At 65.4% G+C, this 21,670-nt stretch carries 21 protein-coding genes; 14 read left to right on the top strand and 7 right to left on the bottom strand.

What is annotated here, in order from left to right:
• Together AZSI13_RS01615 and AZSI13_RS01610 are read left to right on the top strand one after the other, a co-directional pair.
• The gene (locus tag AZSI13_RS01615) at nucleotides 1-3,108 is read left to right on the top strand and encodes an efflux RND transporter permease subunit (protein ID WP_109039435.1); all 3,108 of its coding nucleotides are present in this window, start codon (nucleotides 1-3) and stop codon (nucleotides 3,106-3,108) included.
• 177 nt (nucleotides 3,109-3,285) lie between these two features.
• Nucleotides 3,286-4,827: a 2-isopropylmalate synthase gene (locus AZSI13_RS01610; RefSeq protein ID WP_109039434.1), complete on the top strand. Its 1,542-nt coding sequence runs from the start codon at nucleotides 3,286-3,288 to the stop codon at nucleotides 4,825-4,827.
• A gap of 173 nt (nucleotides 4,828-5,000) precedes the next feature.
• Here the strand turns inward: AZSI13_RS01610 and AZSI13_RS01605 are convergent, their stop codons facing one another.
• Nucleotides 5,001-5,384 (bottom strand): DUF2069 domain-containing protein, encoded by a 384-nt coding sequence (locus tag AZSI13_RS01605; RefSeq protein WP_109039433.1) that lies wholly within the window; start codon nucleotides 5,382-5,384, stop codon nucleotides 5,001-5,003.
• Nucleotides 5,385-5,477: 93 nt separating this feature from the next.
• Here AZSI13_RS01605 and AZSI13_RS01600 point away from each other — a divergent pair, with 93 nt between their 5' ends.
• Complete coding sequence (locus tag AZSI13_RS01600) at nucleotides 5,478-6,311, top strand: YihY family inner membrane protein (RefSeq protein ID WP_165833260.1); 834 nt, start codon at nucleotides 5,478-5,480, stop codon at nucleotides 6,309-6,311.
• Here the strand turns inward: AZSI13_RS01600 and AZSI13_RS01595 are convergent.
• On the bottom strand, nucleotides 6,308-7,837 hold the full coding sequence (locus AZSI13_RS01595; RefSeq protein WP_109039431.1) for a hypothetical protein: 1,530 nt from the start codon (nucleotides 7,835-7,837) through the stop codon (nucleotides 6,308-6,310). The two genes, AZSI13_RS01600 and AZSI13_RS01595, sit on opposite strands and share 4 nt — an antisense overlap.
• Nucleotides 7,838-8,121: 284 nt before the next feature.
• On the opposite strand from AZSI13_RS01595, the gene rpsP reads away from it, so the two are divergent.
• From rpsP to rplS, 4 genes are read left to right on the top strand one after another with little or no spacing between them, the layout of a single operon-like run.
• Nucleotides 8,122-8,373 (top strand): 30S ribosomal protein S16, encoded by a 252-nt coding sequence (rpsP, locus tag AZSI13_RS01590; protein WP_109039430.1) that lies wholly within the window; start codon nucleotides 8,122-8,124, stop codon nucleotides 8,371-8,373.
• 6 nt (nucleotides 8,374-8,379) lie between these two features.
• Entirely contained in the window at nucleotides 8,380-8,928 is a 549-nt protein-coding gene (gene rimM, locus AZSI13_RS01585) for a ribosome maturation factor RimM (RefSeq protein ID WP_109039429.1), read from the top strand.
• 25 nt (nucleotides 8,929-8,953) lie between these two features.
• Nucleotides 8,954-9,769 carry a tRNA (guanosine(37)-N1)-methyltransferase TrmD gene (gene trmD, locus AZSI13_RS01580; RefSeq protein ID WP_109039428.1) on the top strand — a complete coding sequence of 272 codons (816 nt, stop codon included), beginning with the start codon at nucleotides 8,954-8,956 and terminating at the stop codon, nucleotides 9,767-9,769.
• Between the two features lie 11 nt (nucleotides 9,770-9,780).
• Nucleotides 9,781-10,152 carry a 50S ribosomal protein L19 gene (gene rplS, locus AZSI13_RS01575; protein ID WP_109039427.1) on the top strand — a complete coding sequence of 124 codons (372 nt, stop codon included), beginning with the start codon at nucleotides 9,781-9,783 and terminating at the stop codon, nucleotides 10,150-10,152.
• Between the two features lie 338 nt (nucleotides 10,153-10,490).
• On the opposite strand, the gene folE2 is transcribed toward rplS, so the two are convergent.
• The 4 genes from folE2 to AZSI13_RS01555 form a co-directional block, all read right to left on the bottom strand.
• Complete coding sequence (gene folE2, locus AZSI13_RS01570) at nucleotides 10,491-11,297, bottom strand: GTP cyclohydrolase FolE2 (RefSeq protein ID WP_109039426.1); 807 nt, start codon at nucleotides 11,295-11,297, stop codon at nucleotides 10,491-10,493.
• An 89-nt stretch (nucleotides 11,298-11,386) separates the two neighbouring features.
• Nucleotides 11,387-13,240 carry a 1-deoxy-D-xylulose-5-phosphate synthase gene (gene dxs, locus AZSI13_RS01565; protein WP_109039425.1) on the bottom strand — a complete coding sequence of 618 codons (1,854 nt, stop codon included), beginning with the start codon at nucleotides 13,238-13,240 and terminating at the stop codon, nucleotides 11,387-11,389.
• 65 nt (nucleotides 13,241-13,305) lie between these two features.
• Entirely contained in the window at nucleotides 13,306-14,220 is a 915-nt protein-coding gene (locus tag AZSI13_RS01560) for a polyprenyl synthetase family protein (protein ID WP_109039424.1), read from the bottom strand.
• Nucleotides 14,221-14,291: 71 nt separating this feature from the next.
• The gene (locus AZSI13_RS01555; protein ID WP_109039423.1) at nucleotides 14,292-14,570 is read right to left on the bottom strand and encodes an exodeoxyribonuclease VII small subunit; all 279 of its coding nucleotides are present in this window, start codon (nucleotides 14,568-14,570) and stop codon (nucleotides 14,292-14,294) included.
• Between the two features lie 147 nt (nucleotides 14,571-14,717).
• Here AZSI13_RS01555 and AZSI13_RS01550 point away from each other — a divergent pair, with 147 nt between their 5' ends.
• From AZSI13_RS01550 to AZSI13_RS01530, 5 genes are all read left to right on the top strand, one after another.
• Entirely contained in the window at nucleotides 14,718-15,827 is a 1,110-nt protein-coding gene (locus AZSI13_RS01550; RefSeq protein WP_109039422.1) for an aromatic ring-hydroxylating dioxygenase subunit alpha, read from the top strand.
• Between the two features lie 86 nt (nucleotides 15,828-15,913).
• Complete coding sequence (locus AZSI13_RS01545; RefSeq protein ID WP_109039421.1) at nucleotides 15,914-16,771, top strand: DMT family transporter; 858 nt, start codon at nucleotides 15,914-15,916, stop codon at nucleotides 16,769-16,771.
• Between the two features lie 97 nt (nucleotides 16,772-16,868).
• Nucleotides 16,869-17,225: an STAS/SEC14 domain-containing protein gene (locus tag AZSI13_RS01540; RefSeq protein WP_109039420.1), complete on the top strand. Its 357-nt coding sequence runs from the start codon at nucleotides 16,869-16,871 to the stop codon at nucleotides 17,223-17,225.
• Nucleotides 17,225-18,073 carry a sulfurtransferase gene (locus tag AZSI13_RS01535; RefSeq protein ID WP_109039419.1) on the top strand — a complete coding sequence of 283 codons (849 nt, stop codon included), beginning with the start codon at nucleotides 17,225-17,227 and terminating at the stop codon, nucleotides 18,071-18,073. Before AZSI13_RS01540 ends, AZSI13_RS01535 begins: the two co-directional genes overlap by 1 nt.
• A gap of 12 nt (nucleotides 18,074-18,085) precedes the next feature.
• Nucleotides 18,086-18,481, top strand: coding sequence for a DUF1992 domain-containing protein (locus tag AZSI13_RS01530; protein WP_109039418.1), 396 nt, complete (start codon nucleotides 18,086-18,088; stop codon nucleotides 18,479-18,481).
• Nucleotides 18,482-18,501: 20 nt separating this feature from the next.
• Here the strand turns inward: AZSI13_RS01530 and queG are convergent, their stop codons facing one another.
• Nucleotides 18,502-19,611 carry a tRNA epoxyqueuosine(34) reductase QueG gene (gene queG, locus AZSI13_RS01525; protein WP_109039417.1) on the bottom strand — a complete coding sequence of 370 codons (1,110 nt, stop codon included), beginning with the start codon at nucleotides 19,609-19,611 and terminating at the stop codon, nucleotides 18,502-18,504.
• 48 nt (nucleotides 19,612-19,659) lie between these two features.
• On the opposite strand from queG, the gene tsaE reads away from it, so the two are divergent.
• Both tsaE and AZSI13_RS01515 read left to right on the top strand, forming a co-directional pair.
• Nucleotides 19,660-20,211 (top strand): tRNA (adenosine(37)-N6)-threonylcarbamoyltransferase complex ATPase subunit type 1 TsaE, encoded by a 552-nt coding sequence (gene tsaE / locus AZSI13_RS01520; RefSeq protein WP_109039416.1) that lies wholly within the window; start codon nucleotides 19,660-19,662, stop codon nucleotides 20,209-20,211.
• Nucleotides 20,160-21,515 carry an N-acetylmuramoyl-L-alanine amidase gene (locus tag AZSI13_RS01515; RefSeq protein ID WP_109039415.1) on the top strand — a complete coding sequence of 452 codons (1,356 nt, stop codon included), beginning with the start codon at nucleotides 20,160-20,162 and terminating at the stop codon, nucleotides 21,513-21,515. Before tsaE ends, AZSI13_RS01515 begins: the two co-directional genes overlap by 52 nt.
• Nucleotides 21,516-21,670 lie beyond the last annotated feature (155 nt).

The following is a 21,670-nucleotide window of genomic DNA, read 5'->3' as shown; positions in this document are numbered from 1 at the left end:
ATGCTGGAACGCCTGGTTACCTTTGCCCTGGCCCAGCGCCTCTTCGTCATTGTCGGCGTGCTGGTGCTGCTGGCCGCCGGCGGCTACGCGGTGATGAACCTGCCCATCGAGGCCTTCCCCGACGTGCAGGACGTGCAGGTGAATATCGTCACCCAGGCCCCGGGCCTGGCGCCGGAGGAGGTGGAACGCAGCATTTCCCTGCCCATCGAGCGGGAAATGAACGGGGTGCCGCGCATGACCCAGCTGCGCTCCGTCTCCATCACCGGCCTCTCCATCGTCACCCTGACCTTTGCCGACAATACTGACGACTACTTCGCCCGCCAGCAGGTGACGGAGAAGCTGCAGAACGTCGTTTTGCCTCCCGGCGCCCAGCCCGGGCTGGCGCCCCTCACCACGGCGGTGGGGGAAATCTACCGCTACGTCTTCGAAGCCCCTGCCGACATGCCCATGCACGAAGTGCGGGCGCTGCAGGACTGGGTGGTGCGGCCCGCCCTGCGCCGGGTCACCGGGGTGGCCGACGTGGTCAGCTTCGGCGGTGCGGTGAAGGAATACCAGGTGCGGGTCGATCCGGCCCGCCTGCGCAAGTACAAGATCAGCATCGACCAGCTCACCCAGGCCCTGGCCAGCAATAACGCCAATGCCGGCGGCGGCGCCTTGCGGCGCGGCGACGAGGCCCTGGTGGTGCGCTCCATCGGCCTGCTCGGCAAGGTGGAAGACATCGCCCGGGTCACCGTGGCGGTGCGGGACGGCAAGCCCATCCTGGTGCAGGACGTGGCCCGGGTGGAAATCGGCCCCCGTACCCGTTCCGGCATCGTCTCCTTCAACGAGCGGGACGACGTGGTCCAGGGCATCGTACAGATGAGCAAGGGGCAGAACGCCATCAAGGTTTCCGCCGCCCTCAAGGAAGAAGTGGAGCGCCTGGCCGCCAAGCTGCCGCCGGGGGTCAAGCTGGTGCCCATCTACGACCGGGTGGAGCTGGTCAAACACACCGTCCATACGGTCAGCGAGAACCTGCTGGTGGGCGCCTTCCTGGTGGTGGGCATCCTCATCCTCTTCCTGCGCTCCTGGTTTGCTGCCGCCGTGGTGGCGGTGGTCATTCCCCTCTCCCTGCTCACCGCCTTCGTCATGATGCATACCAAGGGGGTGGCGGCCAATCTCATCTCCCTGGGCGCCGTGGACTTCGGCATCATCATCGACGGCGCCGTGGTGCTGGTGGAGGCCCTCATGGTGCGGCTGGCCGTGGCCAGCCAGGACAACAACCCCATGCACGGCACCCTGCAGTGGCGCATGTTGACCCTCAAGCACACTGCCATCGAGATGGGGCACCCGATCATTTTCTCCAAGGCCATCATCATCCTGGCCTTCCTGCCCATCTTCACCTTCGAGCGGGTGGAGGGAAAAATCTTTTCCCCCATGGCCTACACCCTCTCCTTCGCCATCTTCGGCGCCATTCTCCTGACCCTGACCCTGACACCGGCCCTGACTTCCTTCTACCTGAAGAAGCACAACCTGGCGGAAAAGCATCTGGACTGGATGCACCGCCTGCAGGAGCGTTACCGGGACCTGATGCAGTGGGCTGACGGCCGGCGGCGCCAGATCGTCGCTGGCTCCGCTGCGGCCCTGGTACTCTCCCTGGCCCTGGTGCCCCAGCTCGGCAGCGAATTTCTGCCCAAACTGGACGAAGGCAACATCTGGCTGACCATCACCCTGCCGCCCGCCACCAACTTGGGCAAGACCAAGGAGATCGAGCAGGAGGTGCGGCGCATCCTCATGTCCTATCCGGAAGTGAGCAAGGTCATCGCCCACGTCGGCCGGCCCGATGACGGCACGGACCCGAAGGGGCCCAACAACATGGAAATCCTGGCCGATCTCAAGCCCCATGGTGATTGGCGCTTCTCCAGCAAGGAGGCCCTGATTGCCGACATGAGCCAGAAGATTCGCAGCATTCCCGGCGTGCCCACCAACTTCTCCCAGGTCATCGAGGACAACGTGCAGGAATCCATTTCCGGCGTGAAGGGTGAAATCGCCGTGAAAATCTTCGGCCCCGACCTGGATATCCTGGAAGACAAGGCGGAACAGGTGGTGGGGGTGCTCAGCGCCATCCACGGCGCCGCCGACGTGGCCGCCATCAAGGTCAGCGGCCAGACCGAGCTGGACATCACCCTGGATCGGGAACGCATGGCCCGCTACGGCGTGAGCGCCCAGGATGTGAATGCCACCGTGCAGACCGCCCTGGCCGGCAGCGCCGCCTCCGTTTTCTACGACGGCGACCGGCGTTTCGATATCGTGGTGCGCCTGGAGAAGGAATATCGGGACGCGGTGGATGACGTGGGCGAACTGCCCATCGCCCTGCCCCAGAGCGACCACCCGGCCCTGGCCGACCCCGGCACCATTCCCCTGGCCGCCATCGCCAATGTGGAAGTGCGCCAGGGGCCGGCCCGCATCGCCCGGGAGGCCGGCGGCCGCTATGTGGCGGTGAAGGCCAACCTGCTGGGCCGGGACCAGGGCAGCTTCGTCAAGGAAGCCATGGCCAAGGTCAAGGAGAAGGTCCACCTGCCCGGCGGCTACAGCATGACCTGGGGCGGCCAGTTCGAGAACCAGCAGCGGGCCACCAAGCGCCTGGCAGTGATCGTGCCCCTCTCGGTGCTGGGTATTTTCGTGCTGCTCTTCTGGGCCTTCCGTTCCATGCGCTTCGCCTTGCTGGTGCTGGGCATGGTGCCCTTCACCTGGGTCGGCGGCATCCTCGGCCTGGCCGCCGCCGGGCTGCACATGTCGGTCTCTGCCGCCGTCGGCTTCATTGCGGTGGCCGGCATCTCCGTGCAGAACGGGGTGATCATGGTGGAGCAGTTCCTCGAAGGCGTGCGCAATGGCCAGAGCGTTGCCGAATCGGTGCGGGAAGGCGCCGTCGGCCGCCTGCGCCCGATCCTCATGACCGCCCTGATGGCCGGCCTGGGCCTCCTGCCGGCGGCCCTTTCCCACAGCATTGGCTCCGAGACCCAGCGCCCCTTTGCCGTGGTCATCGTCGGCGGCATCGTCTCCGCCACCATCTTCACCCTGATCCTCCTGCCGCTCCTCTTCCCCGCCCTCTGCAAGACCCAGGAGAACTGACGACTGGCAGGCACCGCCAAGCCCCAGGGAAGCCATCGGGACGCCCTGCTCCGCCGAACCCGGTGGGGCAGGGCGTTCTTTCTTGCGTGCCGGCCATGCCGTTTCCCCCGCCCGGTGCGCTAGAATTCCTTCCCCTGCGCAAATCATTCCCGTGGCGGCAGATTCCGGAGAGAGACCATGAAACAGCAGCTGATCATTTTTGATACCACCCTGCGCGACGGCGAGCAGAGCCCCGGCGCTTCCATGACCAAGGAAGAGAAGCTGCGGGTGGCCCGCCAGCTGGAGCGGATGCGGGTGGATGTGATCGAGGCCGGCTTCGCGGCGGCCTCTCCCGGCGATTTCGACGCCATCCACAGCATTGCCGAGGCCATCAAGGATTCCACCGTCTGTTCCCTGGCCCGGGCCAACGAGAACGACATCCGCCGTGCCGGCGAGGCCATCAAACCGGCCAACCGGGGTCGCATTCACACCTTCATTGCCACCAGCCCGATCCACATGGAGAAGAAGCTGCGCATGAGCCCGGACCAGGTGGTGGCCCAGGCCGTCAAGGCCATCGGCTGGGCGCGGGAATACACCAACGATGTGGAATTCTCCGCCGAGGATGCGGGCCGTTCCGAGCTGGATTTCCTCTGCCGCATCTTCGAAGAAGTGATCAAGGCCGGCGCCACCACCATCAACGTGCCCGACACCGTAGGCTATAACCTGCCCAGCCAGTTCGCCGAGACCATCCGCCAACTGATCGAGCGGGTGCCCGGCGCCGACAAGGTGGTGTGGTCCGTGCATTGCCACAACGACCTGGGCCTGGCCGTGGCCAATTCCCTGGCGGCCGTGCAGGTAGGGGCGCGTCAGGTGGAGTGCACCATCAACGGTCTGGGCGAGCGGGCCGGCAATGCCTCCCTGGAAGAGGTCGTCATGGCCATTCGCACCCGGGGCGACATCTTCCCGGTGGAAACTCGCATCGACACGACCCAGATCGTGCCGGCCTCCAAGCTGGTCTCCCAGATCACCGGCTACCCGGTGCAGCCGAACAAGGCCATCGTCGGCGCCAACGCCTTTGCCCACGAATCCGGCATCCACCAGGATGGCGTGCTGAAGCACCGGGAAACCTACGAGATCATGCGGGCCGAAGACGTGGGCTGGACCCAGAACAAGCTGGTGCTGGGCAAGCACTCCGGCCGCAACGCCTTCAAGACCCGTCTGTCGGAGCTGGGTATCGAGCTGGCCAGCGAAGAGGCCCTGAATGCGGCCTTTGCCCGCTTCAAGGAGCTGGCGGACAAGAAGCACGAGATTTTCGACGAGGACCTGCAGGCCCTGGTCTCCGACGAGACCGTGACGCCGGAGGAGGAGCACTACAAGCTGGTGTATTCCCAGGTCTGCTCCGAAACCGGGGAAACCCCCGACGCCGCCGTCACCCTGGCCGTCGGCGGTGCCGAGCGCAAAGCGGCCTCCCAGGGCAGTGGCCCGGTGGATGCGGCGTTCAAGGCCATCGAGCAGATCGCCGGTAGCGGTGCCGAATTGCTGCTGTATTCGGTCAACGCCATCACCACCGGCACCGATGCCCAGGGCGAAGTCACCGTGCGTCTGGCCAAGGGCGGGCGCATCGTCAATGGCCAGGGGGCGGATACGGATATCGTCATCGCTTCGGCCAAGGCTTATCTCAACGCCCTCAACAAGCTCCATTCCTCCCTGGAAAAGCTCAATCCCCAGGGCAATATCTAAGGGGCGGTGATCTCATCCCGGTGCGGCCTGCCGCGCCGGAGGTGGCCTAAGCGTTGAAGGGGGCGTCGCCCGTAACGGTGGTTATGCCTTGTAAACGTAAGCGGGGCGCGGACATGTCTGACATGCCGCGCCCCGCTTGCTTCTCCGAGGTGCTTCGATGGAGATCGGCGTCCCTATTGCTTCTCAGGGCTGCCTTCGGCTTCTGCCAGCTGCCGCTGGCGGGAGGGGCGGGTGAGGCGGGCGTAGGCCACCACGGTGCCGAAGAAGGCCAGGGCGAGGAGGGTTTCCAGCACCGCCAGCCTCTGGGCCAGGCCCTGGTCGGACGTGGCGCGGACGCTGCCTTCGGCCAGGTAGAAGAGGATGAAGAGGGCGCTCCACTGGTAGGTGTAGCGCCGGCCCCTGAGAATGCCAAAGAGGGGCGGCAGCAGAAAAACGGCCTTCAAAGCCAGCCAGGAGCCGCCAGGTTTGAGGGGGGCGAGCCACAGTTCCCAGGCCAGGCAGAGGAAGATCAGGGCGATCAGGCAGGTGCTGGCGGCGAGGACGAGGCGTTTTTCCATGGCAGGGCTTTCATACAGGGTCGGCTATTATAGCGGCGATCATCTGCCGGGCTGCCTGCCCGGCCCTTCCATTCTTTGCCAGCCATGGAGCCTATGGCCAGACGACGTAACCATTCCCGGGGCACCCTGATCAGCGAAATGGTGGGGCGCTTCCGGGAGGAACGCTTTCCCCAGATCGCCGCCAGCCTCGCCTACACCACCCTGCTTTCCCTGGTGCCGCTGGTGGGGCTGATCGTCGGCGTGTTGTCCGACCTGCCTTTCTTTCCCCTCATCCTCGACCAGGTGAATACCTTCCTCGTCAGCAACCTGCTGCCGGACAAGGCGGGGGTGGTGATCGCCAAATACACCCTGATGTTCTCCCACAAGGTGGATCGGCTGACCTGGATCGGCATCATGGTGCTGGCCGGTACGGCCCTGGTGCTGATGCTGACCATCGAGCGCACTTTCAATCACGTCTGGCAGGTGGACGTCTCCCGTTCCCCGGGCCACCGCCTGCGGCTCTATCTGGTCATCGCCCTGCTGGGCCCCTTGGTGCTGGGGGCGGTGTTTGGCGTCACGTCCTACGTGGTGACTGCCTCCCTGGGGCTGTTCAACGAATCCCAGTGGGTGCGCAATGTCCTGTTGAAGATCCTGTCAGCCGTACTGCTGGGGGGGTTCTTCGCCTTCCTCTACTACGCGGTGCCCAATGTCCGGGTGCGCCTGGGTCATGCCCTGTGGGGCGGGGCCTTCGCCGCCCTGGCCATTACCGTGATGCAGCGCGGCTTTGAGTTCTACCTGGCCAAGGTGCCGTCCTATACCCTGATCTACGGCGCCTTTGCCGCCGTGCCGATCTTCCTCATGTGGCTGTACCTGTCCTGGCTGGTGGTGCTGATCGGCGGGCTGCTGGCGGCCACCCTGCACCGCCGCAACCCCGCCCAGGGCGCTTAGCCGGGGTTGTTTTCCGGCTCGGTGGCGAAGATTTCCACCCGGCCGGTCTGCTCTTCCAGGGCGGTGGTGCGGACTTCGCGGATTTCCAGGTTGTCCCGCTCCACCAGGAGTACCAGGTGCCCTTCGTGACCGGCCAGGAGGCCGGCCGGGATGACCAGGGAATCGTGGGGGCGCAGGCCCGGAATGGCCGGCAGGATGGCCACGTGGGGGTGGGCGCTGGCATTTTCCCCCGGCAGGGCCAGGGTGGCCGGCAGGGCCTGGGGGGCCAGGATTTGCAGGCCGATTTCCAGGTGTTCAGGATTTTCCGAGAGGGCCCAGCGGACGATGCAGGTCTGCCAGTGCTTGCGGCCGGGCGGGTGGCTTTCCGGCTTGAGGGCGACGATGTCACCCACTTCCAGCCGGTCCGCAGCGCCCGAGAGGTGCATTAGGGCGTAACCATCCGGGCTTTCGTTGGTGATCATCCAGGAGGAGCCGTCGTCCTCCTCCAGCAGGTGGCCGCGCAGCAGCTGGGTCAGGGGCTCCAGGCCGGCATGGAGATTGACCCGGTAGCTCTGGCGCCGGCGGGGGAAACGGCGGCGGGCCGGGTTGCCCCAGAAGCGCACGATACGCCGCAAAACGCTGCGTCCGGCCAGGGTGCCGGCGAACTCTGGCAGGTCCAGGGTCTCAGGCGTGCCCTTGGCGCTGTCCAGGGATTGCAGGCGGCGTTCGAGAAAATAGGCCAGGCCGTCGCAGGAGAACCACAGCACGGGGGTTTCTGGCGGGGGCAGGCGGCGGGCCAGGGCGATGGCCGGCGTGTCCCGGGTCGGGTCGATCCAGAACAGGCCGTGGTGACGCTCGTCGGTGGCGCTGAGGAATTCCAGGCGGCGGCCGTGCCGGGCGGCGATGTCGGCAATGAACTGCAGTTCCCGGGCGGCGAAGGAGGCCGGCTGGGCGCAGGCCAGGAGCAGGGCGGCGGCGTATTCCAGAACAATGCTGTTGCAGGGCTCGGGCTGGGGGCGGAATTCCTCCACCCCGCGCTGCCGGGCCATGCCGAAGGTGCGGTGGGTCATCTCCCAGATGCCGACCGCCGCCGGGGCGGCTACCAGGGCGCTGATGAAGAGGTGGCGTTGCAGCAGGTGCTGGGCTCGCCAGAGGGCGATTTCCGGCGGCTGGCGCAGGCCCTTGACCATGTGCTCTTCCACCTGGTCTTCCACGCTGGTCAGGAAATCCCGGGCCAGGTGTTCGAGCAGGTCCTGGGCCGCCTTGAGCAGCGCCCGCACCTTGCGCGGTAGTGGCAGGCCGGCTTCGCTCAGGCGGGGCACCAGCTCATTCACCGCCAGCAGGGTGCGCTCGTGGATCAGGTCCAGGGCCTTGTGCCGTTGCTGGCCGCTGGCGGCCAGATCCTCCAGGGCCAGCAGATGGCCCTTCAGGGTGTTCAATTCCTGCTGCAGGTCTTCGGAGGCGGGCAGGGCCAGCCACTCGATGATGGCGCTGACGCCAATGGGCGAGGTGGAGCTGTCGGCAGAGGTCGGCGGCGTGTCGCTCATGGCGCGGGCAGGCGGGCGGAAAGGTTGGCGGATTATAGCCTGAGGGCTCTGCCGAGGTCCTTGCCGCCTGTCGGCCCAGAGGGGCTTTCCATTACCCGGTCAGGTCAGTTACTGCCCCAGGAGCCGGCAGGGGAGGGGCGGGCAGCGGGGCGTATGGCGGAGTGGCAGCGGTGAAGTGGCGCCGAGCGCGCCAGCTACGAAAGCAGGAGCTTGTTTTAGTGCTTGTTTTGTCGCGATTTATTGTTATAATCTTGCCCTTTTTCTGATTTCGGAAGAGAACAACGATGGTTGTCATTCGCCTTGCCCGTGGCGGCGCCAAGAAGCGCCCCTTCTACAACATGGTGGTTACCGATTCCCGTAACCGTCGCGACGGCCGTTTTGTCGAGCGCGTGGGTTTCTACAACCCCGTGGCTTCCGGCAATGCCGATAGCCTGGTGGTCAAGATGGACCGCCTGACCTACTGGACCGACAACGGCGCCCAGCTGTCCCCCACCGTCGCCCGTCTGGTCAAGCAGTTCGCTGCCAAGGCCGCTTAATTCAGCGTGACGGCTGCTGACACCAACCCGCTCATCGTCCTGGGGAAGATCACCGTCCCCTACGGTATCCAGGGCTGGGTCAGGATTCACCCCTTCGCCGACGATCCCCTCGCCTGGGCCAAGATGCCCCAGTGGTGGGTGGCAGCGGAGAAGGGGGATGGGGCAGCTGATGCGCCTTTGGCGCAGTGGCGTCCCTGCAAGGTAAAGCAATGCCGCTGGCACGGAGACGGGCTGGTGGCGCAGCTTGACGGCGTCCCCGACCGGAATGCCGCCGAAGCCCTGCAAGGGTTTCTGGTGGGCGCCCCGCGGGAAGCCCTGCCGGCAACGGCAGATGATGAGTTTTACTGGGTCGATCTGGTCGGCCTGGATGTGGTCAATACCCGTGACGAAAAGCTGGGCCAGGTGGCTGGGCTGATCGAAACCGGGGCCAACGACGTGCTGCGCGTCGCCAGCGAGGACGGAGAGGAGCGCTTGTTGCCCTTCGTCGCCGCAGTGGTGCTGGCAGTGGAAAAGGATGCGCACCGTATCCGCGTCGATTGGGAAAAAGACTGGTGATGCTTCGGCCAGGAAGGGCGTGACGATGCGGTTTGACGTCATTACCCTGTTTCCGGAAATGCTTGCTGCCCTCACCCGCTTCGGCATCAGTCGCCGGGCGCTGGAGGATGGCCGCTGGCACCTGGGAACCTGGAATCCCCGGGATTTCACCGAGAACAACTACCGTACCGTGGACGATCGCCCCTATGGCGGCGGTCCCGGCATGGTGATGCTGCCGGAACCCCTGGAAAAGGCCATCACGGCCGCCCGGGAATCACAGCAGCAGGCCGGCGTGGCTCAGCCGCGGGTGATCTACCTGTCGCCCCAGGGTAAGGCCCTGACCCATCAACGGGTCATGGAACTGTCCCAGGAAGCGGGGTTGATCCTGCTCTGCGGCCGCTACGAAGGTGTGGATGAGCGTCTGATCGAACGCTGCGTCGATGAAGAAATCTCGATCGGGGACTTCGTGCTCTCCGGAGGCGAAATCCCGGCCATGGCCCTGATGGATGCCGTGGTGCGGCAGTTGCCTGGCGTGCTTAACGATGCCGCCTCGGCCGAGCAGGACTCCTTCGTCGATGGCCTGCTGGACTGCCCCCATTACACCCGGCCCGAAGTTTATGAAGGAATGCCGGTGCCGCCGGTGCTGTTTTCCGGCCACCACAACAATATTCGCCGCTGGCGGCTCAAGCAGTCGCTGGCACGAACCCGGGAGCGTCGCCCGGAGTTGTACGCCAAATGGCTGACGCAACAGACCGAAGGTGGCAAGAAGCTGCCCAAGGAAATTACGCAACTCCTCGGCGAACTTGAAAAAGAAGCGCAAGCGGAGCAATGCGGTGAGATGAAAAGCAGCACTCAACTTTAGGAAGTCCTCACATGAACCTGATTGCACAACTGGAACAAGAAGAAATCGCCCGCCTGACCGCTGGCAAGACCATCCCCACCTTCGCCCCCGGCGATACCGTGGTGGTGGGTGTGAATGTCGTTGAAGGTACCCGCAAGCGGGTCCAGGCTTACGAAGGCGTGGTTATCGCCAAGCGTAACCGTGGCCTGAACTCTGCCTTCACCGTGCGCAAGATTTCCTCCGGCGAAGGTGTGGAGCGTACTTTCCAGCTCTACTCCCCCCTGATCGCTTCCATCGAAGTGAAGCGTCGTGGTGACGTGCGTCGTGCCAAGCTGTACTACCTGCGTCAGCGCTCCGGCAAGTCCGCTCGCATCAAGGAAAAGCTGGAACTCAAGCGCGGCTAATCGCTTTAGCTGCTGCAATGAAAAGGGCGCCGCAAGGCGCCCTTTTTTTGTGCCCGGGAGGCGAGGGTAGGGAGAGGGTGGTTGGTGCGCCAGAACGACTGTTGGGGCATCTGGGCGTCCCGTCTAACGTCCTGCTGATGCCTTCCCCGGCGTGGCGGCCCGCATTCGCTACCGTCTACGTACCGGCCTGTTTGCGCTTCTTGCTCCAAGGGCATTTCTTGCACCCTTTCTTGCAGCATTTGCCAGCCATGAACTCTCCTTGTGGATGGCCCGGCGAAGAGGACGGGCTTTCCGATTGGTGGAGAGAATTCAGGAATGGTTCTCAACAATGCGGCAATTTACACGTCAGCTCGCTTGTCCTTTTCGATCAGGGCGTAGGCGGAGTGGTTGTGGATGGATTCGAAATTTTCCGATTCCACCACGTAGTGGTCGATGCGGGCATCGGCATCGAGGCGGGCGGCCACATCCCGCACCATGTCTTCGACGAACTTGGGGTTGTCGTAGGCCCGTTCGGTGACGTACTTCTCGTCCGGCCGCTTGAGCAGGCCGTAAAGCTCGCAGGAGGCCTGGGCCTCCACCATCTGGATGAGGTCCTCGATCCAGACGAAGGCGTTGAGCTGGGCGGTGACAGTGACGTGGGAACGCTGGTTGTGGGCGCCGTAGGCGCTGATTTCCTTGGAGCAGGGGCAGAGGCTAGTGACCGGTACCAGGACCCGCACGGTGGAGCGGATGCGGCCACCGTCGATGTCGCCGATAAAGGTGACGTCGTAGTCCATCAAGCTGGGCACGCCGGAAACCGGCGCCGTTTTGCTGATGAAGTAGGGGAAGCGCATCTCGATCTGGCCGGTCTTCGCCTCCAGCCGGGCCACCATGGCCTCGAGCATGGCAGGGAAAGATTCCACCGAGATTTCCCGCTCGTGGCTGTTGAGAATCTCGACGAAGCGCGACATGTGGGTGCCCTTGAAGTTGTGGGGCAGGCCGACGGTCATGTTGAAGTTGGCCACCGTATGGCGCACGTCGCCGCTCTTGTCGCGGATTTTTACCGGATGGCGGATGTCCTTGATGCCCACCTTGTCGATGGGGATGCGGCGCGTGTCTTCGCTGTTCTGGATGTCGGGGATGGGCGCGGTGGACATGGTGTGCATTCCTGGTGGCGCTCCGCCGGGACCCCGGGCGCAACGGCAGGCGGGCGGCGGAGGCGGGTGTGGCGGGGTGCGTGGGTGGTCGGAGCCGCTCAGGCGGCGAGGCGGGCCTGGATGCGGGCAATGATGCCGGCGGTGTCCAAGCCCAGCTCGGCCAGCAGCCGGTGCTGGTCGCCGTGGTCGATGAAGCGGTCAGGCAGGCCCAGGCGCAGCAGGGGAACGTTCAGGCCCATTTCCTCCAGGGCCCGGGAAACTTCGCTGCCGGCGCCACCGATCAGGGCATTCTCTTCGATACTCACCAGCAGGCGATGGTTCCGCGCCAGTTCGGCCAGCAGTTCCCGATCCAGAGGCTTGATGAAGCGCATGTTGGCCACCGTGGCATCCAGGGCCTCGCCCGCCTCCAGGGCCGGCGTCACCATGCTGCCGAAGGCCAGCAGGGCCACCTCCTTGCCTTGGCGGCGCAGTTCGCCCTTGCCCACCGGCAGCGGGGTCAGCGCCGCTTCCGGCGTCACGCCGCTGCCGCCGCCGCGGGGATAGCGCACTGCGCTGGGGCCGTCGATGCCCATGGCGGTGGTCAGCATCTTGCGGCACTCGTCCTCGTCCGCCGGCGCCATCACCACCAGGTTGGGGATGCAGGTCATGAAGGAGAGGTCGAAGGCGCCGTGGTGGGTGGCTCCGTCGGCGCCCACCAGGCCGCCCCGGTCGATGGCGAAGACCACCGGCAGGTTCTGCAAAGCCACGTCGTGCACCAGCTGGTCGTAGCCCCGTTGCAGGAAGGTGGAGTAGATCGCCACCACCGGCTTCAGGCCTTCGCAGGCCAGGCCGGCGGCGAAGGTGACGGCGTGCTGTTCGGCGATGCCGACATCGAAATAGCGTTCCGGGTACAGCTCGGCAAAGCGCACCAGGCCGGAGCCCTCGCCCATGGCCGGGGTGATGCCCACCAGGCGCGGCTCGGCGGCCGCCATGTCGCACAGCCAGTCGGAGAAGACCTGGGTGTAGGTCAGTTTGCCGCCGCCCTTGCCGCTCTGGATGCCAACTTCGGGCTGGAACTTGGAGACGCCGTGATACAGCACCGGGTCCGCCTCGGCCAGCTTGTAGCCCTGGCCCTTCTTGGTGATGACGTGGAGGAACTGGGGTCCCTTGAGACCCTTCAGGTTCTGCAGGGTGGGCACCAGGGCGTCCAGGTCGTGGCCGTCGATGGGGCCGATGTAGTTGAAGCCCAGCTCCTCGAACAGGGTGCCCGGGGTGAGCATGCCCTTGACGTGCTCCTCGGCTCGCTTGGCCAGTTCCAGCAGGGGCGGGGCGACGCCCAGCACCTTTTCGCCGGCGCGGCGGGCGGCAGAGTAGAGCCCACCGGAGAGCAGGCGGGCCAGATATTTGTTGAGGGCGCCCACCGGTGGTGAGATGGACATGTCGTTGTCGTTGAGGATGACGAGCATGTTGGCGTCGGCGACGCCGGCGTTGTTGAGGGCCTCAAAGGCCATACCGGCGGTCATTGCCCCGTCGCCGATGATAGCCACGGATTTGCGGTTTTCCCCCTTCTGCTTGGCCGCCAGGGCCATGCCCAGGGCGGCGGAGATGGAGGTGGAGGAGTGGCCGACACCGAAGGTGTCATAGTCGGATTCGCAGCGCTTGGGAAAGCCGGAAAGGCCGCCGTGCATGCGCAGGCGATCCATGCCGGCGCGGCGCCCGGTCAGTACCTTGTGGGGGTAGGTCTGGTGGCCCACGTCCCACACCAGCCGGTCATCCGGGGTGTCGAAAACGTAGTGCAGGGCGATGGTCAGTTCCACCGTGCCCAGGTTGGAGGAAAGGTGGCCGCCGGTCTTGGAGACGGATTCGAGGATGAAGGTCCGCAGTTCCTCCGCGAGCTGGGGCAGCTGACGCTTGTCCAGGCGCCGCAGCTGGGCCGGGCTGTCGATGCTGTCGAGAAGGGGCGTGGCGGTCATGGTGCGGCGCTCGAGTGGGGGCGGTGGCGGGCCTGGGGTGAAAGGGCGGCAGAAAGGCTGGGGGCTCAGAACTGGCGGTTGGTGATGAAATCGGCCAGTTCGGTAAGGCGCCGGGCCCGGGGGCCGAATTCCGCCAGGGCGCCAAGGGCATCGCGGCGTAGGTCTTCAGCCAGCTGGCGGGCCGTATCCAGGCCCAGCAGACTGACGTAGGTGGGCTTTTCGGCGGCGGCATCCTTGCCGGCCGTCTTGCCCAGGGTGGCGGTGCTGGCCGTGCAGTCCAGGATGTCATCCACCACCTGGAAGAGCAGGCCGGCCCGCTTGGCGAAAGCGTCCAGGCGCTGCAGGTCGGCGGCGGCCAGGGGCGCGCCGCTCTGGGCCCCCATGAGCACGGCAGCGCGGATCAGAGCGCCGGTCTTCAGAGCGTGCATCAGTTCCAGTTCCGGCTGGGAGAGCGGCTTGCCCACCGAGGCCAGGTCGATGGCCTGGCCGCCGGCCATGCCGCAGGAGCCGCTGCCGTGGGCCAGCAGGCGTACCAGTTCCAGGCCCTGGGTGCCGTTGGGCCAGGGGTGGGCAGCGAGAATTTCGAAAGCCCGGGACTGCAGGGCATCCCCCACCAGCAGGGCGGTGGGTTCGTCGTATTCCACATGGCAAGTGGGGCGGCCGCGGCGCAGCACGTCGTCGTCCATGCAGGGCATGTCGTCATGCACCAGGGAATAGACGTGGATCATTTCCACTGCACAGGCGACGCAGTCCAGGGCCTCCTCGCTGGCGCCGGAGAGCTGGCCGGCAGCGAAGGCCAGCAGGGGGCGTACCCGCTTGCCGCCGCCCAGGGCGCTGTAGCGCATGGCGTCATGCAGGCGATGGAGAATGGTCTCGGCACCCGGCAGATAGCGGCCCAGGGCGGCCTCGGTACGGGTCTGGACCTGGGCCATCCAGTCGGTGAAGGGGGGCGTTGCGCCGGCGTTGGAGGTGGGGGCCATGGACTTGGGGAAAAGTGAAAGCGGGGCAGGGAGGGACGGGTGTGCAGGGCCGGCGCAGAGGGGCGTCCGGGCTAGGCGCCGGACGGGTCGCCGCCCAGTTCCTTCAGGGTGCCGTTTTCCAGAATCTGCACTTTCTGTTCGGCGTCGCTCAACTGTTGCTGGCAGTGCTGGAGCAGCTCAACGCCCCGCTTGTAGGCGGTGAGGGATTCTTCCAGGGGCAGGTTGCCGGCCTCCATGGCCTGGGCGATGCGCTCCAGTTCGGCCAGGGCGTCTTCGAAGGCGAGGCTGGCGAGAGGCGGGGAAGAGGCGGGAATCTCGGCGGATGCAGGGGTTCCGGTCGAGGCTGGCATGGGCGGTTGATCCATATCAATAACCGGTGGAAACGCCAAAAAATACCGTATCACGGGGCTTTTGGTCAAATTTGACCCGGGGTAGAATGCCGCCTTCGTTGATTTTGCTTCATTTTTCACCCATTGCCTTTTACCGGAGGTGTGGACATGTCCGACATCGCATCCAGCACCAAACTGGCTCCCGCCGTTAGCCAATTCCCCGTCGAATGGTATTTCGACGAAAAAATGTTCGAATTGGAGATGAAACTCTTCTTCGAGCAGGGGCCGGGCTACGTCGGCCACGAGCTGATGGTGCCCAATGTGCATGACTACCGCACCATGGAATGGCGCGACCACGGCCGCATGTTGGTGCGGCAGCCGGACGGCATCTACGACATGTCCAACATCTGTCGCCACCGCCAGGCCATCATGTTGCAGGGCAGCGGCAATGCCGAGCACATCGTCTGCCCGATCCACCGCTGGACCTACGACAGCGAAGGCAGCCTCAAGGGCGCGCCTCACTTCCCCGCCAATCCCTGCCTCAACCTGCACAAGCGCAAGCTGGATTCCTGGAACGGCCTGCTCTTCAAGGGGCCGCGTAATGCCCAGGCTGACCTGGCTGGCATGAACGTGGCGGGCGAATTCGACTTCTCCGGCTACAAGCTGGACCGGGTCGAGATGCACGAGTGCAACTACAACTGGAAGACCTTCATCGAGGTGTACCTGGAGGACTACCACGTGGTGCCCTTCCACCCCGGTCTGGGCAATTTCGTCACCTGCGACGACCTGACTTGGCAGTTCGGCGAGTGGTATTCCGTGCAGAAGGTGGGTATCACCAATCTGGACAAGGTAGGCTCCGCCCCCTACGGCCGCTGGCAGAAGGCGGTGAAGGATTTCTACGGTGCCCGGGGCGAAAAGCCCAAGCAGGGTGCGGTGTGGCTGACCTACTACCCCAATGTGATGGTGGAGTGGTATCCCCACGTGCTGGTGGTGTCCACCCTGATTCCCCAGGATGTGAACAAGACCATGAACGTGGTGGAGTTCTACTACCCGGAAGAAATCGTCGAGTTCGAGCGGGAATTCATCGAGGCCGAACAGGCCGCCTACATGGAAACCGCCATTGAGGACGACGATATCGGCGAGCGCATGGATCGGGGCCGCCTGCAGTTGCTCAAGGAAGGCCGCAACGAAGTGGGCCCCTACCAGTCTCCCACCGAGGATGGCATGCAGCACTTCCACGAGTTCTACCGCGGCATCGTCGCGCCCCACCTGAAGTAGAATTTTCTGATCGGCCGGCTGGACTGGCCCGATCGTCGGGGCGCCCCAGGGGCGCCCTTTTCTTTTTGCTGTCGAGAGCTTTGCCCATGCAATCCCTGTGGATGGTCGCCGCCGCCTTTCTCTTTTCCTGTATGGGGGTGTGCGTCAAGCTGGCGGCGGAGGCCGGTTATTCTCCGGCGGAAATCGTCTTTTACCGCAACGCCATTGCCCTGGTGCTGATGACCACCAGCCTGCTCTGGGGCCGTCTCGACCCGCGCACGCCGCTGTGGAAGTTCCAGCTCTATCGTGGCGTTTCCGGCTTCATCTCCCTCATGCTGTACTTCTACGCCATCGCCTGGCTGCCTCTGGCTACGGCGGTGACGCTCAACTACACCTCGCCCCTTTTCCTCGCCCTGTTTCTCGCCGGCCTTTCCGGCGCTCGGCTGCCTCGGCCTTTGCTGGGGGCGTTGGTGGCGGGTTTTGCCGGCGTGGTGCTGCTGCTCAAGCCCAGCTTCCACGCTGAACAGCTGGTGGGTGGCCTGATGGGCCTGGCTTCCGGCGTGCTGGCCGGCCTGGCCTATTACAACGTGCGGGAGCTGGGGCAGAAGGGGGAGCCGGAGTGGCGCACGGTGTTCTACTTTTCCCTCATTTCCACCGTCGGCGGCGGTTTGTGGATGCTCTTCTTCCGCTTCCACCCGATCACCCTTCGGGGCGGCCTGCTGCTCCTGGGTGTGGGCATCTTTGCCACCCTGGCCCAGCTGGCCATGACCCGGGCCTATGCCCGGGGCCGCACCCTGGTGGCGGCCAGCCTGGCCTACACCGCCGTGGTCTTCGCCAGTCTCTTCGGCATGTTCTTCTGGGGCGAGGTGCTGAGCCTCTCGGCCTGGGCCGCCATCGGCCTGATCGTCCTGTCCGGCATGGCTGCCACCCGCTTCTCCCGCGCCAATCCGGCGGAGCAGGATTGAGGCATCGGGCCCGGTGCCGGGATCGGGCCGCCAGGCCGCCAGTGGCGCCGGGTTTCACGCTACACTGGCAGCACAACAAGACAACACGGAGCAGATCATGATCGTTACCGACCACCAGCAGGACCTCGTGACCGTTGCCGTTTTCGGCGAATTCACCCTGGCGGACTACAAGGAATTCGAGGAACTGGTCAATTTCAAGGTCAAGTTCCAAGGGCCGGTGAGCCTGTTTTTCGACCTGCGCCAGATGGCCGACGTGACCCTGGATACGGCCCTGGAAGAAATCCGCTTCTCCCGCGCCCATGCCAACGATTTCGAGCGCATCGCCGTGCTCACCGACAGTCAGTGGGTGGCCTGGAGCGCCTGGCTTTCCCGCGCCTTCGTCGATGCCAGCATCCGCGTCTTCTCCGATGAAGACGAAGCCCGCGCCTGGCTGAGCGAACAGGACGTCATCTGATGTCCGTGGCTATCCACACCACCCTGGTGGAGGCGGCCACTCTGGCCTCCCACCTCGGCGACCCTGCCTGGGTGGTGGTGGATTGCCGCCACGATCTGGCCAATCCGGCCACTGGCGAGACGGCTTATGCCCAGGGGCACATCCCCGGGGCCGTCTTTCTGCATCTGGATCGGGATCTATCCGGCCCCAAGAGCGGCCGTAACGGGCGCCATCCCCTGCCCGAGGTGGCTGCCCTGGCGGCGACCCTGGGACGGGTTGGCCTCGGCCCTGGCATCCAGGTGGTGGCCTACGACGACTGCGGCGGCATGATGGCCGGCCGCTTGTGGTGGCTGCTGCGCTGGCTCGGCCACGAGGCCGTGGCCCTGCTGGATGGCGGCCTGCCGGCGTGGACCGCGGCCGGCGGTGCCCTGACGGCTGAGCTGCCGGCCCCCGCCGTCCGAACCTTTACCCCCGCGCCCCGGGGCTGGGTGCTGTCTGCTGTCGAGGTTCTCGATGGTCTGGGCCAGCCCGGCCGCATCATCGTCGATGCCCGGGCGCCGGACCGCTTCCGCGGCGAAAACGAAACCGTCGACCCGGTGGGCGGCCATATCCCCGGTGCCCGCAACCGCTTCTTCCGCGACAACCTGGGGAGCGATGGCCGCTTCAAGCCGGCAGAACAGCTGCGCCAGGAGTGGGCAGAGACCCTGGCCGGCTTTGCGCCGGAAGCGGTGGTGCACCAGTGTGGCTCCGGCGTTTCTGCCTGCCACAACCTGCTGGCCATGGAGATTGCCGGCCTGCCCGGCTCCCGGCTCTATGCCGGTTCCTGGAGCGAATGGTGCGCCGATCCGGCGCGGCCGGTGGCGCGTTGAGAGGTTAGGGCGGTGCTGGCGTTCGAGTTGCTGGCGGAACAGCGCATCAACGAGGCCCTGGCAAAGGGTGAGCTATCCGGCCTGCCTGGCAGCGGCCAGCCCCTGGACCTGGAGGACGACCTGCTGGTGCCGGAAGATCAACGCCTGGCCCAGCGCATTCTCAAGAACGCCGGCTATACCCCGCCGGAAGTGGGGCTGCGGCGGGAAATTGCGGAGCTGCGCGCCCAGCTTGAACTTCTGGATGAGCGCGAGCGCGGCCCGGCCTGGCAGCGCCTCACCTTATTGATGAGCCAGTTGAGCCTGGCCCGCGGCGCTGCCGTCAATCTTTCCCTGGAAGACCGCGACTGGACGCTCCTCAAGGAGCGCTTTGCCGGTGCACCCACGCCTGTGGCGGGCCGCCCCGACTGAATGCCCGCGCCGTGCCGTGGCTAGACGCCGCCTTCGGGCGGCGTTTTGCTTTCCAGCTGTCGCTGCGCCCAGGCCACGTGTTCCCGCACCAGCGGCGAATCGTCGTTGCGGCGGGCGGCCAGGGCGGCCTTGGCTTCTGCGGTGGCCGGGCCGTTGCCCAGGGCCACGGCGATGTTGCGCCGCCAGGAGGCAATGCCGATGCGGCGGATGGGGCTGCCGGCCAGGCGCTCGAGGAAATCCGCCTCGCTCCAGACCATCAGGGTGGAGAGGCGCGCCGAATCCAGCCCCTGGCGGGGGGTGAAGTCCGGGTCCCCCAGCTGGCCGAAGCGGTTCCAGGGGCAAAAAAGCTGGCAGTCGTCACAGCCGTAGATGCGGTTGCCCAGCAGGGGGCGCAGGTCCTCGGGAATGGGGCCGTCCTGCTCGATGGTCAGGTAGGAAATGCAGCGTCGGGCATCGACCTCGTAGGGGGCGACGATGGCCCGGGTGGGGCAAACCTCGATACAGCGGGTGCAGGCGCCGCAATGGTCGCTCACTGGTGCATCCGGCGGCAGGGGCAGGTCGGTGTAGATCTCGCCGAGGAAATGCCAGGAGCCCTCCCGGGTCAGCAGCAGGGTGTGTTTGCCACGCCAGCCCAGGCCGGATTTGCGGCCGAATTCCACCTCCATCACCGGCGCCGAGTCGGAAAAGACCCGATAGCCGAAGGGGCCGACTTCCGCCTGCAGGCGGTCGGCGAGCTTCTGCAGGCGGTTGCGCACCACCTTGTGATAGTCCCGGCCCAGGGCGTAGCGGGAGACGTAGCCCAGTTCGGCGTCCGCCAGCACTTCCCCGGGGGACCGGCCTTCGGGCAGGTAGGGCAGGCGCACCGAAAGCACCGTCTGCACACCGCTCACCAGCAGGTCCGGATCGAGCCGCAGGGGGGCGTGTTTGGCCATATAATCCATGGTCCCGTGGTAGCCCTGCTCCAGCCATTGCAACAGGCCCTGGCCGGCACTGCCCACCTCGGCCCGGCTGATGGTCAGGTTGGCGAAACCCAGTTCCCGGGCCCAGCCCCTGAGGCGGGCGATCAAGCCGGCCCAGTCCCGCGCTGCCGGCACTGTTGAGTTTGCGGCATCCGCCCCGGTCTGGGTCATTGCGTCCGCCACCCTGGCGCTTTTTGTCGTTGTTTCCGGTTTTTCCATATGCCCGATCTTAACCAATCTCCCGATTTGGCCCTTAATCCAGGCCAAAGTTTGCCCGCCCCCTGCCTGTTTTTGCCCGATGAGGCGGCGACCCAGGCCCTTGGGGCAGCCCTGGCCCAGGTGGCGGGGGCCGGTCTGGTGATTTATCTGGAAGGGGATCTGGGGGCAGGCAAGACCACCCTGGTGCGCGCCCTGTTGCGCGCCCTGGGGCACACCGGGCCGGTGAAGAGCCCGACCTATACCCTGGTTGAAGTTTACAAACTTTCGAGCTTATACTTGTATCACTTTGATTTTTATCGTTTCGAGTCGCCGGAAGAGTTTGTCGATGCTGGATTGGACGATTATTTCCGCCAAGGGGCCCTGTGCCTTGTGGAATGGCCGGACAAAGCCGCTGGCTTTGTGCCGAAGCCGGATCTCGTCCTCTCTTACCGTTTTCGCGAAGGCGATAGCTGCGATGGCCGTGATGTTCTGCTGCAACCCCATTCTCCGGGAGGTGAGCAATGCGTAAACGCTCTCATGTCCCGCCTGCCGAGCGCCGCCGCGCCCTGCTGAAAGCCGGCGGGGCCGCCCTGGTCCTGCTCGTCACCCCCCTGGCCCGGGCCGCTGCCGGCAAGGCGCCCTCCATCCTTTCGGTGCGGGTCTGGCCTGCTGCCGACTACACCCGGGTGACCCTGGAGCACGATGCACCGGGCGGCGCGCCCCTGAAATTTACCCAGTTCTCCGTGAAGAACCCGGAGCGACTGGTGGTGGATATCGAAGGCATTGAATTCAACGGTGTGCTGGAAAGCCTTTCTAACAAGGTGGCGCCCGACGATCCCTACATCAAGCTGCTGCGGGCCGGCCGCTTCAAGCCCGGCGTGGTGCGCCTGGTCATGGAGCTGAAGACCGAGGTGCAGCCCCAGGTCTTCTCCCTCAAGCCGGTGGGCGAGTACGGCAGCCGCCTGGTGCTGGATGTGTACCCCCTGAATCCCCCCGATCCGCTGCTGTCGCTGCTGGAAAAGCAGGAGCCGGCCGTGCCGGATGCCGTCGCCGAGGCTGGCCGCAAGGAGGTGGCACCGGAGCCGGAAGCCAGACCCAAGCTCCAGGCAGAAGCCAAGCCTGCCGAGCCGGTGAAGCGCAACACCAAGCCGGTGGTGGATCGACTCGTTACCATCACCCTGGATCCGGGCCACGGTGGCGAAGACCCGGGGGCGGTGGGCAAGGGCGGCAGCCACGAGAAGAACGTGGTGCTCTCCATCGCCAAGCGCCTGAAGGCCAAGATCGATGCCGAGCCCAATATGCGGGCGGTGCTGACCCGGGATTCGGATTTCTTCGTGCCCCTGCACATGCGGGTGCAGAAGGCCCGCCGGGTGCAGGCCGATCTCTTCGTTTCCATCCACGCCGACGCCTGGATCAGCCCCGATGCCCGAGGGTCCTCGGTGTTCGTCCTCTCCGAGCGTGGCGCTTCCAGTTCCCAGGCCCGCTGGCTGGCCCAGAAGGAAAACGAGGCCGACCTCATCGGTGGCGTGAATATCGGCGTCAAGGACCCCTTCCTCGCCCGCACCCTGCTGGATCTCTCCCAGACCGCCACCATCAATGACAGCCTGAAGCTGGGCAAGGCCGTGCTGGGGGAACTGGGGGGCATCAATGCCCTGCACAAGGCCAGCGTCGAACAGGCCGGCTTTGCCGTGCTGAAGGCGCCGGATATTCCGTCCATCCTGGTGGAGACGGCCTTTATCAGTAATCCGGAAGAGGAAAAGCGCCTCAACGACGATGCCTACCAGGACCGTATGGCCGAGGCCATGCTCAAGGGCATCCGTCAGTACTTCGCCCGTAATCCGCCCCTCGCCAAGTCCCGCCTCGCCCGGCTGGATTGAGGCGGTGGCTCGCCGGGCAGGCGACATTCCGCCCGCCTGTCGGCCCATATGCGGAATAAGGAATGCCCTGGGAGGCAAGCAGGGCGGCCTTCTCCCTCGTGCCATCGCCGCTTGCCGCGTCCTTCCTGCCTCTCCGGCCTACCCATGGGCGGAGG

Source organism: Azospira sp. I13, from assembly GCF_003112695.1.
Lineage (GTDB): Bacteria > Pseudomonadota > Gammaproteobacteria > Burkholderiales > Rhodocyclaceae > Azospira.
Note: the sequence above shows the minus strand (reverse complement) of the source record. Positions and strands in the feature narration are given on the sequence as shown.

Bases quoted from the DNA above. Each gene is read 5' to 3' on its own strand.
- queG (WP_109039417.1), bottom strand. From the start codon at position 19,611: ATGACCCAGACCGGGGCGGATGCCGCAAACTCAACAGTGCCGGCAGCG.
- trmD (WP_109039428.1), top strand. From the start codon at position 8,954: ATGCGGTTTGACGTCATTACCCTGTTTCCGGAAATGCTTGCTGCCCTC.
- AZSI13_RS01560 (WP_109039424.1), bottom strand. From the start codon at position 14,220: ATGGCCCCCACCTCCAACGCCGGCGCAACGCCCCCCTTCACCGACTGG.
- dxs (WP_109039425.1), bottom strand. From the start codon at position 13,240: ATGACCGCCACGCCCCTTCTCGACAGCATCGACAGCCCGGCCCAGCTG.
- AZSI13_RS01600 (WP_165833260.1), top strand. From the start codon at position 5,478: ATGGCCAGACGACGTAACCATTCCCGGGGCACCCTGATCAGCGAAATG.
- folE2 (WP_109039426.1), bottom strand. From the start codon at position 11,297: ATGCACACCATGTCCACCGCGCCCATCCCCGACATCCAGAACAGCGAA.
- AZSI13_RS01545 (WP_109039421.1), top strand. From the start codon at position 15,914: ATGCAATCCCTGTGGATGGTCGCCGCCGCCTTTCTCTTTTCCTGTATG.
- AZSI13_RS01605 (WP_109039433.1), bottom strand. From the start codon at position 5,384: ATGGAAAAACGCCTCGTCCTCGCCGCCAGCACCTGCCTGATCGCCCTG.
- rpsP (WP_109039430.1), top strand. From the start codon at position 8,122: ATGGTTGTCATTCGCCTTGCCCGTGGCGGCGCCAAGAAGCGCCCCTTC.
- tsaE (WP_109039416.1), top strand. From the start codon at position 19,660: ATGCCCGATCTTAACCAATCTCCCGATTTGGCCCTTAATCCAGGCCAA.
- rplS (WP_109039427.1), top strand. From the start codon at position 9,781: ATGAACCTGATTGCACAACTGGAACAAGAAGAAATCGCCCGCCTGACC.
- AZSI13_RS01540 (WP_109039420.1), top strand. From the start codon at position 16,869: ATGATCGTTACCGACCACCAGCAGGACCTCGTGACCGTTGCCGTTTTC.
- AZSI13_RS01555 (WP_109039423.1), bottom strand. From the start codon at position 14,570: ATGCCAGCCTCGACCGGAACCCCTGCATCCGCCGAGATTCCCGCCTCT.
- AZSI13_RS01615 (WP_109039435.1), top strand. From the start codon at position 1: ATGCTGGAACGCCTGGTTACCTTTGCCCTGGCCCAGCGCCTCTTCGTC.
- AZSI13_RS01535 (WP_109039419.1), top strand. From the start codon at position 17,225: ATGTCCGTGGCTATCCACACCACCCTGGTGGAGGCGGCCACTCTGGCC.
- AZSI13_RS01515 (WP_109039415.1), top strand. From the start codon at position 20,160: ATGCGTAAACGCTCTCATGTCCCGCCTGCCGAGCGCCGCCGCGCCCTG.
- AZSI13_RS01550 (WP_109039422.1), top strand. From the start codon at position 14,718: ATGTCCGACATCGCATCCAGCACCAAACTGGCTCCCGCCGTTAGCCAA.
- AZSI13_RS01595 (WP_109039431.1), bottom strand. From the start codon at position 7,837: ATGAGCGACACGCCGCCGACCTCTGCCGACAGCTCCACCTCGCCCATT.
- AZSI13_RS01610 (WP_109039434.1), top strand. From the start codon at position 3,286: ATGAAACAGCAGCTGATCATTTTTGATACCACCCTGCGCGACGGCGAG.